The following is a 14,309-nucleotide window of genomic DNA, read 5'->3' as shown; positions in this document are numbered from 1 at the left end:
TCAGTCAGATTCTTCTGCGCATCCCCTTCCCCCCGTCGCCGGTCGGCGCTCTAATGACCGCCGAGTCACTGCGTACCCGTACGAGTCAGCGCGAGCCGGGGTCAGGAGGAACGGTGGAGTACAACCTTGCCGACCTGTTCGAATCGGTGGTCGACGTGGTCCCGGACCGCGAGGCTCTGGTGTACGTCGATCACCCGGGCACGGGTGAGGAGCGCCGCCTCACCTACGCCGAACTCGACGCCGCGGCGAACGGGATCGCCCACCACCTCGTCGAGGCGGGCATCCGTCCCGGTGAGCATCTCGGCCTCCACCTGTACAACGGCGTCGAGTACCTGCAGACGGTCCTCGCCTGTCTCAAGGCGCGGATCGTGCCGGTGAACGTGAACTACCGGTACGTGGAGGAGGAGCTCGTCTACCTCTACCGCGACGCGGACCTGGCGGCGCTCGTCTTCGACGCCGAGTTCACGGAGCGGGTGGCGGCGGCGCTGCCGCAGACGGAGAAGCTGCGGCACCTCGTGCGGGTGGGGACCCCGCCCACCCGTCGCCCGACCACCACCCCTCAAGGAGCTGCTGCGCAGCAAAGCCCCGAATTCGAGGGAGCGCCGGCGCTCGACTGCGTGCCGTTCGCCGAGGCGGAGGCCTCCGGGTCGGCGGAGCGGGGTTTCGGGCCGCGCTCCGGGGACGACCTCTTCATCATCTACACCGGCGGGACGACGGGGATGCCGAAGGGCGTCCTGTGGCGCCAGGAGGACCTGTTCTTCGCGGGTCTGTTCGGCGGCGAGCCGTCCGGCGAGCCCGTGAAGCGCCCCGAGGAGCTGGCCGAGCGGGTCGCGGCCGGCGGTCCCGGCATCACCTTCTTCCCGGCGCCGCCGCTGATGCACGGCACCTCCACGCTGACGGCGTTCATCGCCTTCAACTACGGCCAGCGGGTCGCGCTCCACCGCAAGTACGTGCCGGAGGAGGTCCTGCGCACCCTGGAGAAGGAGAAGGTCTCCAGCATCTCCCTGGTCGGCGACGCGATGCTGCGCCCGCTCGTCGACGCCCTGCGCGGACCGCTCAAGGGCACCGACCTGTCGGCGCTCTTCAGCCTCTCGTCCTCCGGGGCGATCATGTCCGACACGGTGCGGGCCCAGCTCCAGGAGCTCATGCCGAACGTGCTGCTGCTCAACAACTTCGGCTCCACCGAGTCCGGTTCCAACGGCCGCGCGACGGACGACTCCGGCCCGGACAAGGGCTTCCGGCTCCATGTCAACGAACGCACCCAGGTCGTCGACCCGGTGACCCGCGAGCCCGTCGCGACGGGCGAGACGGGCCGCCTGGCCCAGCGCGGCCACGTCCCGCTCGGCTACTACAACGACCCGGCCAAGACCGCCGAGACCTTCTTCGAGAAGGACGGCGTGCGGTGGGTGCTCCTCGGCGACATGGCGACCGTCGACGAGCACGGCGTCGTCACCGTCCTCGGGCGCGGCTCGCAGTGCATCAACACGGGCGGCGAGAAGGTCTACCCGGAGGAGGTGGAGCAGGCTCTGAAGTCCCACCCCGACGTGTACGACGCGCTGGTCGCCGGAGTCCCCGACGCCCGCTGGGGCAACCACGTCGCCGCGGTCGTCCAGCTCCGCGCGGACGCCCCGCCGCTGGACCTGGAAGCGGTGCAGAACCACTGCCGGCCGCGCCTGGCGGGGTACAAGGTGCCCCGCCAGCTGGTCCTCACCGACCGCATCCAGCGCTCCCCGAGCGGCAAGGCGGACTATCGCTGGGCCCGTTCGGTGGCCGTGGACGCGGACGCGGCCACCGAGGTCACTGGAAGCTGAGCCGGTGCGGGTGGGTCGGGTCGGTCGGGCAGGTGTGGACGCGCATGAGGCCGCGGCCCAGGTAGACGCCGACCGGGTCGATCACCCGCGGGTCGTCCGCCGCGGCACGGTCCTCGACCGGCAGCCAGCTCCGCGAGGCGCCGTCGCACTCCACCGTGGCGACGGTGAGCAGCGGTGGCATCGGCGTCCCGCACGCGGCGCAGTCCACCGGCCTCGGATCGGTCAGGTGCCAGGAGGCGAAGCCTCCGACCTTCCAGCCCGGGGCGATCGACAGGTCGCTCATGTAGTCGATCTCTTCGGGCTCCTGCGCGCGGGCGGCCGCCATGGCGGCCTCGTACTCCTCGTACGTCGCGTAGTTCGCGGGTGAGGACGAGTCGTACGCGTCATCCTCGTCGTCCTCCTCGTCGAGGAGGCCCTCCTCCCACTCGGAGATCTCCTCCTGGAGGTCCTCGCCGAGCAGCCCGAGGTACTCGTGCTCGACGACCCGCTCCGGGTGGACGACGCAGGACGTGGGGACGCACTCCTCGCGGCCCGCGACCGGCGGTTCGGGCTGCGGGGCGAGGACCGCGCCGACATCGGCGGAGCGCCGCCACCTCAACTCCACGTCGATGGTCCGCTCGGGACCGTGGACCTCGAAGGGGCACCAGAACACCTGGAGCAGGTCGTGTCCTTCGGGGACGGTGAGGTCCGGTACGTCCCGGGCGTGGAGCTGGGCGACGGCCAGCATCGGCAGCGGGTCCTCGTCGTGGAGGTCCGGAGCGTGCGTCCCGGACGTCATCCCGTCGAGGAGCCGCCGCTCCTCGTCGGTGAAGTCCCGCCCCCGGGCCTCGTCCTGGATGCGTCGGCGGGCCCGTACGTCGGCCAGCAGGTGCCCTGTGCCCTTCGGGTGCACGGCGGTGCACACCGGCCAGGGTTCGTCGGCGGGCCACAGCAGCGGACCCGCCACCGAGCTCTCCTCCGGCTTCGCCGTGCCCTGCCGGGGGTGCAGCCGCGTCGCCGTCCGCCGGTACGCGGCGAGGGCGGGGAAGACCGCTTCGATGTCGACGGGACGCGGGGGCGTGGTGCGGGTCATGCGCGGATCCTCCAGGGGCGGTTCGGCTTCGATGCTATCGGCCGGCGGTCGGAATCCGGGCGGCTACAGGCCGGGGACGGCGGTGCGGACTCCCGCGGCCGGGTTCTCCAGACTGTGGGTGAAGGAGAAGCCCTTGTTGCCGAACGCCGTGAACTCCAGCCGGATCGGGATCGGGTTGGTCCCTTCGTAGATCGGCTTGATGTGGTACTGCACGACTTCCTTGTTCTTCGTCACCTGGTCGAAGATGACCTGCTCCACCTGGTCTCGCTGGTCGGGCGAGTTCGTCGGGGTCTGGGTCTGCGTGACGAGGTTGTGCCAGGCGAGTCGTCCCTTGCCCGCGCCGCCGAGCCGGTCGGCGAGGAGATGGCCGCGGGCCTCGTTGAAGGCGGTGCCGTCGCCGCGCCAGCCCGGCGGTTTGAGCTTGCCGGCCTCCGTGCCCTTCTTCGCGTCGATGATGTCGGGCCGCAGGCAGGCGTACACGCCGGTGGGCCTGCCCAGGTGGTCGAGCCGTCCGTACCGGATCGAGCCGTCCCAGTCGTAGGCGTCCATTTGGCACCGCTTCGGCGCCAAGCCGAGCGGGTCGGTCCACACCCACGGATTGACCACGTACGTCGAGGGGTTGGGCGCCGGGGCGAGGCCCAGCGGGTCGGGGCTGGTGAAGCGCGCGGTGTCCGGGTCGTAGTGCCGGAAGTAGCTGGAGTGGAGGCCGGTCTCGGGGTCGGCGTACTGCCCGGGGAAGCGGAGCGGGGTGTAGGCGGTGGCCGCGGTGTTCCACCCGGTGGCGCCCCAGGTGGTGGACCGGCTGCGCCAGGCCGTGTCCCCTTCGGGGGAGACCAGTTCGGTGGGGGTGCCGACCAGGTCGGTGACGACGGCGAAGAAGCGCGCGTCGACCTCGTCGTCGTCGAGCGGCCTGCGTTCGTACTGGACCAGCGGCCGGTGCCCCTCGTACTCCCAGGTGAGGATGGTGCCGGCGGTCTCGTCGTACTGCTCGACGAGGAGCGGGCCGTCCCAGGTGAAGCGGATCGTCTCGACGACGGTGGTGCCGTCGCCGGCCATCCGGTGTTTGGCGCTGCGGCGGCCCAGCGGGTCGTACGTGTAGGTCCACAGGGTGTCGTCGGGCGTGGTGCACGCGACGAGGCGGTCCTCGGCGTCGTAGGCGTACCGCCACACGTCGGGCTTGCGGGACAGGCGGGTGCGGCGGCGCAGGACGACGCGGCCGGCGGCGTCGTGCTCGTAGTGGACGCCGCCCGCGGAGACGAGGTGCGCGCCCTCGTACCGGCGCGGGCCGCGCGCCTCGGTGTGTCCCGCCGCATCGGGCCATTCGGCCGAGGTCTGGTTGCCGGCGGCGTCGTACGCGTACCGCTCGACCCAGTCGGGTGCCTCGACGGACAGCGGCCGGCCCACGGGGTCGAGGCTGATGTGTTTGTCCTTGCGGGTCCGGCCTCCCGTGGTCTCGCCCAGGGCGACGGGGTAGCCGTCGGCGCGGTAGGCGTAGTCGCGGGCGCGCACCGGGTCCGGTGAACCGGACGCGGACAGCGTCTGGCGGACCGGCCGGCCGATCCGGTCCCAGTCGGTGGTGAGCGTGGTGGCCGTCCCCTGGCCTCCCCAGCTGCGGGTGAGTTCGCGGCCGAGGGGGTCGTGGGTGAACGTGAGCGCGTGACCCCCGGTGATCAGGGCGACCCGGTCTCCCGCCGCGTCGTACAGGAGTTGGCTGATCACGCCGGTCGGGGTGATGCGCGTGACGCGGCGTCCCGCGGTGTCGTAGGCGTGGCGGAGGGTGCGTCCGTCCACGGTCTCGGCGAGCGGCCGGCCGAGCGCGTCCCGTTCGACGGTGAGCGTGGAGGTGGCGGTGCGGGCCTCGACGAGGGCGCCGGAGCGGTCGTAGGCGTAGTGGGTCACCGCACCGTCGGCGTCGCGCGCCACCAGGCGTTCCATGGCGTCCCACGTGTAGGTGACGCTCCGGCCGAGGGGTGTGGTGCGGGTGGTCAGCCGGTTCGCGGCGTCGTAGCCGTACGTGAGCTCCCGGCCGTCGAAGTCGGTCTCCGCCTCCAGTCGCCCGGCCGCGTCGTAGCGGTACTGCCAGTCCTGGCCGAGCGGGTTGGTCACCCCGAGCAGTCGCAGTTCGGTGTCGTAGCGCAGTTCGTGGCGGGCGCCGTCCGGTGCGAGGCGTGCCAGCGGCTTGTCGAAGGGGCCGTACTCGGTGGTCCAGACGCCGCCGGCGGCGTCCGTGTACGCCAGGCAGTTGCCCTCCGGGTCCCAGGTCCAGGATTCCCGCGTCCCGTCGGCGGCGGTCCGGTTCCTCAGCCGGTCGTCGTGGTCCCAGGCGAACTCCTCGCGTCCGCCGGACGGGTCGGTGATCACGAGGGGCCGGCCCCGGTGGTCGCGCTCCACCGTGGCCACCCCGCCGTCGGATCCGGTGATCTCCACCGGGAGTCCGGCACGGTCGGAGCGGATGCGGAGGGTGGCGCCCAAGGGGTCGCTGACGGAGGCGACGGCGCCCGTGGGTCCGTGGGTGAAGCGCGTGACCGCGCCGTCCGGGCCCTCGGTGGACGTGCAGTTGCCGAGGTCGTCGAAGGTCTGCCGCCAGGGCGTGCCGTCGGCGGCGATCACCTCCAGCGGCAGGTTGCGCGCGTCGTAGCGGGCCGTCGCCGTGCTCCCGTCGGGCAGCCGGACCTCGACGAGGTTCCCGTCCTCGTCCCAGGTGAGTTCGGTGGTGTGGCCGAGCGGGTCGGTGCGGCTCAGCGGACGGTCGTACGCGTCCCAGGTGAGGTGGGTGGTGTGGCCGAGGGGGTCGGTCTCGGCGACGACCTGGAGACGGTCGTTGAGGACCAGGGTGGTGGTGGCGCCGGTGGAGTCGGTGTACCGCGTGATGCGGTGGCCGGTGTTGGGGTGGACGTCGTAGGCGAACCGCGAGGAGAGAATGCCGTCGGGGCCGACGGTGCCGGAGACCCGGCCCTCGGCGTCGTAGACGTACCGGAAGGTCGTGTCGTTGCGGTCGGTCCAGGACGTGATCCTGCTGTCGCCGTCGTACGTGAAGGTCATGACCGGGCCGGCGGGGCCTTCGGGGCCGGTCAGACGGGTGAGGTCGCCCGACGGGGAGTAGGTGTAGCCCACGAGCGCGGTCGGCTCTCCGGTGCCGCGGACGGCGAGGCCGGTGACGCGCGAGGCGTCGGCCGTTATCTGGAGGACGTAGCCGCCCGAGTGCGAGACGGCGGTCGGCGCGCCGTCGGAGCGGCGCGAGAAGCCGATCCGGTTGCCGTTGCGGTCCTCGATGGCGGACAGCCAGTAGGCGGTGGAGCTGCGGTAGGGGCTGCCGGTGTAGACGCGGACCTGGCCGCTGTGCGGATCGTGGATCTCGTACGAGGTCTCGTCGCCGGCCACACCGCCGTGGAGGAGCGGCAGGCGGTCGCCCTCCAGGGGCATGACCCGGTCGTCGCCCGGGCGGGGCAGTCGCGGGAAGATCAGTACCGCGCCGTCCTCGCGTGTCCAGATGGCGCCGCCGCCCGACGCGTCGACCTCGATCCGCTCGTCCAGGGTGGAGGCCCAACTGCGGCCGAACCACTGGCCGTAGCGATATGTCGAGACGTGGGTGCGGCGCAGGACGAGCGGCAGGACGCCGGGCAGGGTGAGGTCCGTCTGGGGCAGCAGCATCTTGCCCGTGGCGACGTCGACGGGGTCGTTCTTGCAGACCGTCTTGTCGAGGGAGACACCGTGGGTGCGGGGGTCGTCCTTGGCGTCTCTGACGGAGTTGGGCCTCGTCCGGACGTCGTCACCGGGGTCCCTGCGCGGCGAACCGTTCCCCTTGCCGCCGCCGTCGTTGTCGTGGTCGCCCTTGCGCTGGCGGGCGAAGCGGTCGCGGAGGTTGTCGTCGGTGGTCTTGTGGTCGACGGAGATCTGCTTCACGGCCTTGGGCAGCGTCTGGCCGACGTGGTCGCCCATGTTCTTCACGGCCTTGGTGAGCGCTTCGAGCGCCTTGTCGGCGATCGGGTCGATCGCGTCGGCGATCGAGTCACGCCCCCGCGTCCGGCCGTGCGCCGTCTTCGCCTTCGCGAGCTTGCCCGCCGTCTTGCCGTGGATGCCCGCGCTGACCGTGTTGAGCTGGGTGGAGGCGTGGTCGTGTTCCTGGTGCTCGATGTGCAGGTTCTTCAGCCCGCCACCCGGGCCCTTCCCGCCACCGGCGGAGGCCAGGTTCATGGCCTCCTTGCCCGTCTGGACGCCTTCCTTGAAGCCGTCCTGCCCGGCCTCCTTGGTCTGGTCGAGGTCCACCCCGTCCTGCAGACCGATCGCCACCGCGCCCAGCTGGACGACGAGATCGGCGGCCATGCCTTCGAGGGCCGCCACCGCCGGCTCGGTCATCGCGGCCACGACGTAACCGACGGCCTCCTCCACGCACTCCTTGATCAGCCGCTTGATGACCTCCTGCGTGGCCCGCATCGCCCCCGCGCCGATCAGCGCCGACAGACCACCCGTCACCGGAATGAGGGAGATCGCGATACCCGCCTCGGCCGCCAGATAGCCCAGCTGGACGATCGCCGCGAGCTTCATGCCCTCGATCGCGCCGGCCGCCGTGTCCAGACCGCCCGCGACCGTCCGCGCCGCACCCGAGATGTCCTTCAGATGCTTGGTCTTGACCTTCGCCCAGTGCTCGTTCAGCGCGTCGAGCGCCTCACCCTCACCCGACGACAGCAGCCGCTCGAAATGGTTGTTCGCGAGCTGACCGTCGTCCTCCAGGTCCTCCGCGAACTCCCTGAGCGCGTCCGCCATCTCGCGATACGCGTCCTCGTCGACGTTCGGCCACGCCACCCCGATCAAATCGAGAAGCGTGTCCGCCCAGCCCGGAACCGTGACCGCCACGTTGTGTTCCCCCGTCCGTGGAGACGTTCCCCGGCCAGCCGCGTCGACTGGCCGGAACAGTCCTACCACGAACGCCTGTTGAGAGATCATCGGCGAGGGTGAACCTCCACGCACCCTCCCCGAACGACCGGCCGGCGGCAGGCCCCGGTCTCAGGCCACGGGCCAGGGCTGCACAGGCGCGAGGGGTCGCCGAGCGCGCCGCCCGGCCGCGTACCCCCCGATCCCCAGACCGGTCCCGACCAGAGTCAGCGTGATCCCGAGGACCCCGGCCGCCAGCCACACCATCGGTACGGGGAACCCCGTCCGCACTCGGGCGAGCACCCCGGAGGCCGCGACGCTGCCCGACCGCTCGCCGAGGAAGAACCGCGAGTCGTGCGAGTTCCCCCGGTGGTCGCCCAGCAGGAACAGCCGTCCGTCCGGCACCCGCACGTCGTACGGCTCGGTTCCCGCGTTCACCTCGCCGCGCATCACATACGGCTCGTCGACCGGCTGCCCGTTCACCGTGATCCGGTCTCCGTCGCACACGACGTGATCGCCGCCCACGCCGATGACCCTCTGCAGGACCGGTCCGCCCCGATACCGCTCGGGCACGTGAACGAGGACGAGATCGCCCCTGCGCACCTCCCCGGCGTCGATGCGCTCGGCGACCAGCCGATCGCCCTGGTGGTACGTGGGCTCCATCGCCTGGCTCATGACGGTGACGCCCTGGAAGTTGCCGAAGAAGTACCCGAAGCCGCCCAGCGCCAGCACGAGCCCGAGCGGTATCAGTACCCGGGCCGCGACTCTCAGCCCGCTGCCCGCTCCTCGCCGCCGCATGCACACTCCTCCGTCGAACCGCCCGTGGCCGGGCTGACCAGCAGAGAGGGTACGCGGCCGCGGGGACGTCATCGCACCTGGCTCCCTACAGCCCGAACTCCCTTATAGCGCTGAGGAATTCGTCCGGCCGGGACGCGTGGATCAGATGCCCGGCGTCGATCGTGACCAGGCGGGCGCCCGGAATGCGCTCGGCGAGCCAGGTCAGGTGGTCCTGGGGCACGTGGCTGGACGGGCCTCCGGCGAGTACGAGTGTGGGGGCAGTGATCGCGGTGAGGCCCTCGCGCCAGGCGGGGTCCGGGGCGTTCAGCTGGGCGTCGGTGGTCGTGACGACCTCCCAGTCGAAGGCGAGCCGGCCGTCGGGGCGTTCGGCCACCGGGCGCGCGGGGTCGAGCGGGAAGAAGGCGGGCGCCTCCTCCAGGACGAGGCGGCCGATCAGGGCGGGTTCCCGCTGGGCGAGCAGGTACGCGGCCGCGCCGCCCATCGAGTGGGCGACGACGGTCGCCCCGGCGAGGCCGAGGGCACGCAGGAACCCGCCGAGTTCGTCGCGGAGGTCCTCGAAGCCGTAGCGGCCCGGGTGGTCGCTCAGCCCGTGGCCGCGCAGGTCGAGCGCGTACACCCGGTGGTCGGCGGCGAGTTCCTCGGTGACACCGCGCCAACCGGTGCCGTTCTCGCCCCGGCCGTGGACCAGGACGACGGGCGGGGCGTCCTCGGGGCCGTGCACCCGGTAGGCGAGGCGTACGCCGTCCACGGTGACCGTGCGGACCTCCGGGTCGAGGAAGGCGGCGATGGGGCGGACGAAGGCGTCCGCGTCGTCCACCCAGGGGAAGTGGCCGGCGCCGGGCTGGACGACGAGCTCGGCGTCGGGGAAGCAGGCCGCGATCTCGGCCGCCCTGGCCGGGGTGGGGCCGGCGTCGTACTCCCCCGCCAGGATCAGCACCGGCGCCGTGAGCGCGGTGAGCGCGCGCCGGGTGGCCTCCGGTTCGTAGGCGCCCTCGCCGTGGTAGGCGGAGGCGGCCTCCCAGCGGATCTCCTTCTCCGCCGTCGCCGCGTGCTCCTGGGCGGCCTCGTCCCAGCGGCCGTAGCCGAAGGGCGCCACGATCTCCAGGACGCGCGGCAGGGGCGTGTCGGGGCCGATCGTCGCGAGCCCGGCCCGGGCCTCCGCGTACCACGGCCGGTCGGCGAAGACCTCGACGGCCTCGTCCCACTCCTCGTCGGTGGTGCCGAGTCCGAGCGCCCATCCGTTGGAGGTGACGAGGACGAGCGAGCGGACGCGCTCGGGGTGGGCGGCGGCGTACAGGGTGGCCAGGTTTCCGGCGGCGGAGTGGCCGAGGAGGTCGATCCGCTCCAGGCCGAGGTGGGCGCGGAGGGCTTCGACGTCGCCGACCTGGCGGTCGCAGCGGTACGTGCCGGGGTCGACGGGCTCGGCGCTCGCTCCGGTGCCGCGGGAGTCGAGCACGATCAGGGTGCGGTGGGCGGCGAGTCCGCCGAGGTCGCCGAGGTAGGCGGCGTCGCGCATGGGACCGCCCGGCAGGCAGATCAGCGGCTCCCCCTCCCCCTGCATCCGGTAGGCGAGTTCGGTGCCGTCGTACGTCGTGAAGGTGGGCATGCCGCCGATCATCACGGCCCGTTGTTGATCTTCGCAACGGATTTCGCCGAGGGCTGCATGATCGACAAGACGTCCCCTGGGGGCGCGATACGGTGGACGGACGTCCCCGACATGCGAAGGAACCGTTCCACCGTGCCCGAGACCCGGGAATCCGCGCTCCGCGGCGACTGCGCCAACTGCTTCGGGCTGTGCTGCGTGGCGCTGCCGTTCGCGAAGTCGGCCGACTTCGCCGTGAACAAGTCGTCCGGTGAGCCCTGCCGCAACCTCCAGGAGGACTTCCGCTGCGGCATCCACACGCGGCTGCGGCCCAGCGGTTTCCAGGGCTGCACGGTGTACGACTGCTTCGGCGCGGGCCAGCAGGTCTCCCAGGTGACCTTCGGCGGCGTGTCCTGGCGCGAGGCGCCGGAGACCGCGCGCCGGATGTACGAGGTGTTCCCGGTCGTACGCCAGCTCCACGAGCTGCTGCGCTACCTCACCGAGGCCCTGGCCCTGCCCGCCGCCCGGCCGCTCCACGCGGAGCTGCGCGCGGCGCTCGCCCGGGTCGAGGAGCTGGCCGGGGGCACGCCCGACGCGCTGGAGAAGCTCGACGTGGCACCCGTGCGGGCCGAGGTGAACCCGCTGCTCCTGCGGACGAGCGAGCTCGTCCGGGCGACGGCCGGCGGCAAGCCGAAGAGCCGTCGGGGAGCCGACCTGATCGGGAAGCGGCTGCGCGGGGCGAAGCTGCGGGGCGCGGACCTGCGCGGGGCGCTCCTGATCGCCGCCGACCTGACCGGGGCGGATCTGACGCTCGCCGATCTCATCGGCGTGGACCTGCGGGACGCCGATCTGTCGGGTGCGGATCTGACCGGCGCGCTCTTCCTCACGCAGCCGCAGCTGAACGCGGCGCGCGGGAACGCGGCGACCCGCCTCCCGGCGGGCTTCGAGCGCCCCGCGCACTGGACGCCCTGACGGGTGCGCCGCGGCGATCTCGCCGAGGGTGAAGGTCCGTGGCACGCCCGGTCACGCCGGCACCCCGGGAGATCAGCGTTCACGGCAGCATGATGATCTCCTGCATGAAGTGACCATGCGCCGGGCCGGTCCGTGCGAGGGCTTCCGGCGGAAAGCGAATGAGGCGGCCATGAGTGAACTGACGAAGCCCGAGATCGACCTTCCGGAGGGTGACGCTCCCACCGAGCTGACCATCCGCGACCTCGTGGTCGGGGACGGGCTCGAGGCGAAGCCGGGCAGGGTCGTCCAGGTTCACTACGTCGGGGTCACCTTCGCGTCCGGAAAGGAATTCGACGCCTCGTGGGACCGGGGCCAGACGTACAAGTTCGCCGTGGGCGGTGGCAAGGTCATCAAGGGCTGGGACCGCGGGGTCAGAGGGATGAAGGTCGGCGGCCGGCGAGAGATCATCGTTCCCCCGCGCCTCGGCTACGGCAAGCAGTCGCCCTCGCCGTTGATCCCGGCGGGCTCGACACTCGTCTTCGTGGTGGACCTGATCTCCGTCGCCGTCTGAGGCCTTCCGGCACCCGGCCTCTCCGTCCGGAACCAAGGCCGGACAACGCCTGCCCCCGGTCGCCGGCGACACCGCCCCCCACGTACGTCGCCCTGGGGAGGGCCGAGCCGGAGCGTGAGTGCCGCCCTGGTGCCGACGAGCGAATGGGTTCCGGCTTGACCTTCGACCTGGGTCGAAGGTCTACCGTCGAGGTGTGAGCACGATGCGCATATCCCAGCTCGCCGAGCGCTCCGGCGTGCCGGCGACCACTCTGCGCTTCTACGAGGGCGCCGGACTCCTGCCCGCCGACCGGACTCCGTCCGGCTACCGGCTGTACGGCGAGGACGCGGTCGAACGGCTCGCGTTCATCGGCGCGGCCAAGCACCTGGGGCTGCCACTGGAGGAGATCGGCGAGCTCCTGGCGGTATGGGAGGCGGGTGCCTGCCGGGACGTGAAGGCTGACCTGCGGCCGCGGATCGCCGCGCGCCTGGCCGAGACCGATGCTCGCGCTGCCGACCTGGCCGCGCTGACCGCCTCCCTGCACACGGCCCTGGAGCACCTGGACGCGCTGCCCGAGCGTGCGAGCCCCTGTGACCCCGAGTGCGGCCTCCTCACCACGCCGACTCCGGCCGCCGCCAGTACGCGGCTGGTGGACGCGGTGGTCGCGCCCGGCCGCCCGGCAGCCGAGGCGGAGGTGTGGCGGACGGCGCCGGTGGCCTGCTCGCTGACCGGCGACGGGCTGCACGAGCGGACCGTCCAATGGCGCGAGGCGGTCGACGGCGCCGTACGAACCGCGCTGCCCGACGGGCTGCGGCTGACGCTGCCGGTCGAGCGGACCGCGCGGGTGGCGGAACTGGCGGTGGCCGAGCAGCAGTGCTGTCCGTTCTTCGACTTCCGGCTCCATCTCGACGGCCCGCGCCTGCACCTGGAGGTCCGCGCACCGGCCGACGGGGCGAGCCTGCTCGCCGACCTGTTCGATCCCACCACCTGACCGCGCATGGTCGCCGACGGCCCTGGGGGCAGCCCCACCCTCAAGTCGGAGGGTGGCCTCACAGACCAGCCACCCATCCTCGCGTTGGCTTTCACCACTGGGGCTCCAGCCCCCGGCCTCCGCACGGAAGGCGCCGTCTCCTTCAGCAAGGGCACCTCATGAACAGCTTCGACTCCCCGCCCCGGCTCACCACGTCACCGCGACGGCAGATCGGCGTCCTGAGCGCGGTGACCGCGGTACTCCTGGCCGCCTTCTTCGTCGTACCCGGCTCCTTGTCCCATCAGGGCGTCGACACCGGCAACCTCAGCGCGACCTTCCGTAGCGGCATGGTCGGATACTGGGAGTCCGGCAGTCAGGACTTCCCCCGCCAGTTGGAGGCCACGGTCGCCTTCTGGTTCCGCTTCCACCTCGTCAAGGCCGGTGTGTCGGCCCTGCTCCTCGCGGCGACCGTGGCCCTCGGCGTCGCGCTGTGGCGGCAGTGGCGCCGGCCGGCTGTCGACCGTCCCGGCCGTGTCCTCCTCGCGCCGCCCGCCCTCCTTGCCACGCTGCTCGGGCCCTTCGCTCTTGTCGCGCTGGTGGCCAACGTACAAGGCGCGACAGCACCGTTCGCGTCGCTGCTCCCCCTGCTCACCAACGGTGGCGCCGACGGTGAACTCACCACCACCCTCGCCCAGATCCGGCAGCAGCTCGCCGACCACCCCGCCGGCCCGCACACACCCGCCCTCACCGCCATGGTCAACGACCTCGCCCTCTACCACGCGGTCCTGGCCGCGATGGCCGCCCTGGTCACCGTCGCCCTGGCCGCCATCGCCATCGCGCAGTGGCGGCAGCACAGGACCACCCCCGACGCCCGGTCCCGGCGCGCCTTGAAACTCGGGATCACCATGTCGGTCCTCCTGTCGGGCGTCGTCCTCGTCGTCGCCTTTGCCAACACCACGACCGCCACACACTCGCCGGAGGCACTCGCCGGGCTCTTCAACGGAGGCTGGTAACGGCGTCTGACACGCTTCCCCGGTCAAAATGCGTTGGCGAGGGATCCACTCAGTGGCAGGGTGGCTCGGTGAACATGGCACAGAACCAAAGGGCCCCTGTCGTGCGTCCCATCACCGACGCCGACATTCCTGCCGCGGTCGATACCCTCGCCCGCGCCTTCGCCGACTACCCCTACACGCGGCACGTCATCGCGGCGGACGATCACGAGGAGCGGATCCGGCGGTCCCAGGAGCTGTGCCTGACCCGCATCGGCATGGTGTACGGCCGAGTCTGGGTCGCCGACGAAGGCCGCGCCGTGGCTGTGTGGGCCATTCCCGGCCAGGATCCCTCGCCCGCCTTCGCTGAACTGGGGCCGATGCTCGGCGAACTCAGCGGCGACCGGGCCGCCGCTTCCGCAGCCGCGGACGCGGCCCTTGCCCCCTACCGGCCCCAGGAGCCGGGATGGTTCCTGGAAACCGTGGGAACCGCCCCCGAGGCCCAGGGACAGGGCCTCGGCAGTGCGGTGCTGATTCCCGGCATCCAGGAGGCCGAGCGCGCCGGGTGTCCGGCGTTCCTGGAGACCTCCAGCGAGGCGAACGTGCGGTTCTACGAGCGCCTCGGCTTCAAGGTCACAGCCGATGTCCGGCTCCCCGACAACGGCCCCCGCACATGGTGCATGCGCAGGGACCCGCGCTGAGTTCCCGAAATCT

Annotated in this window: 10 protein-coding genes; 6 read left to right on the top strand and 4 right to left on the bottom strand. The window is 72.0% G+C overall.

What is annotated here, in order from left to right:
* Nucleotides 1-113 precede the first annotated feature (113 nt).
* The gene (locus ACIBG6_RS03535; RefSeq protein ID WP_399220817.1) at nt 114-1,811 is read left to right on the top strand and encodes an acyl-CoA synthetase; all 1,698 of its coding nucleotides are present in this window, start codon (nt 114-116) and stop codon (nt 1,809-1,811) included.
* Here ACIBG6_RS03535 and ACIBG6_RS03530 read toward each other — a convergent pair.
* The 4 genes from ACIBG6_RS03530 to ACIBG6_RS03515 all read right to left on the bottom strand — a co-directional run bounded on the left by ACIBG6_RS03530 (nt 1,798) and on the right by ACIBG6_RS03515 (nt 10,159).
* A complete protein-coding gene (locus ACIBG6_RS03530; RefSeq protein ID WP_399220816.1) occupies nt 1,798-2,883 on the bottom strand; it encodes a hypothetical protein in 1,086 nt (361 codons plus the stop codon). The genes ACIBG6_RS03535 and ACIBG6_RS03530 overlap by 14 nt on opposite strands.
* Before the next feature lie 63 nt (nt 2,884-2,946).
* On the bottom strand, nt 2,947-7,737 hold the full coding sequence (locus tag ACIBG6_RS03525) for a DUF6531 domain-containing protein (protein WP_399220815.1): 4,791 nt from the start codon (nt 7,735-7,737) through the stop codon (nt 2,947-2,949).
* Between the two features lie 150 nt (nt 7,738-7,887).
* Complete coding sequence (gene lepB / locus ACIBG6_RS03520; protein WP_399220814.1) at nt 7,888-8,553, bottom strand: signal peptidase I; 666 nt, start codon at nt 8,551-8,553, stop codon at nt 7,888-7,890.
* Between the two features lie 85 nt (nt 8,554-8,638).
* The gene (locus ACIBG6_RS03515) at nt 8,639-10,159 is read right to left on the bottom strand and encodes an alpha/beta fold hydrolase (protein ID WP_399220813.1); all 1,521 of its coding nucleotides are present in this window, start codon (nt 10,157-10,159) and stop codon (nt 8,639-8,641) included.
* Nucleotides 10,160-10,270: 111 nt separating this feature from the next.
* Here ACIBG6_RS03515 and ACIBG6_RS03510 point away from each other — a divergent pair, with 111 nt between their 5' ends.
* The 5 genes from ACIBG6_RS03510 (at nt 10,271) to ACIBG6_RS03490 (ending at nt 14,296) form a co-directional block, all read left to right on the top strand.
* A complete protein-coding gene (locus ACIBG6_RS03510; protein WP_399221176.1) occupies nt 10,271-11,107 on the top strand; it encodes a pentapeptide repeat-containing protein in 837 nt (278 codons plus the stop codon).
* Between the two features lie 169 nt (nt 11,108-11,276).
* The gene (locus ACIBG6_RS03505) at nt 11,277-11,657 is read left to right on the top strand and encodes an FKBP-type peptidyl-prolyl cis-trans isomerase (protein WP_399220812.1); all 381 of its coding nucleotides are present in this window, start codon (nt 11,277-11,279) and stop codon (nt 11,655-11,657) included.
* A 202-nt stretch (nt 11,658-11,859) separates the two neighbouring features.
* Nucleotides 11,860-12,627: a MerR family transcriptional regulator gene (locus ACIBG6_RS03500; RefSeq protein ID WP_399221174.1), complete on the top strand. Its 768-nt coding sequence runs from the start codon at nt 11,860-11,862 to the stop codon at nt 12,625-12,627.
* 158 nt (nt 12,628-12,785) lie between these two features.
* Nucleotides 12,786-13,619, top strand: a complete 834-nt coding sequence (locus tag ACIBG6_RS03495) for a tat (twin-arginine translocation) pathway signal sequence (RefSeq protein ID WP_399220811.1) — start codon at nt 12,786-12,788, stop codon at nt 13,617-13,619.
* 74 nt (nt 13,620-13,693) lie between these two features.
* Nucleotides 13,694-14,296 carry a GNAT family N-acetyltransferase gene (locus ACIBG6_RS03490; protein WP_399220810.1) on the top strand — a complete coding sequence of 201 codons (603 nt, stop codon included), beginning with the start codon at nt 13,694-13,696 and terminating at the stop codon, nt 14,294-14,296.
* Nucleotides 14,297-14,309 lie beyond the last annotated feature (13 nt).

It is taken from the genome of Streptomyces sp. NPDC050842, assembly GCF_044456565.1.
Taxonomy (GTDB): domain Bacteria; phylum Actinomycetota; class Actinomycetes; order Streptomycetales; family Streptomycetaceae; genus Streptomyces.
This window is presented reverse-complemented; position numbering and strand designations above follow the sequence as displayed.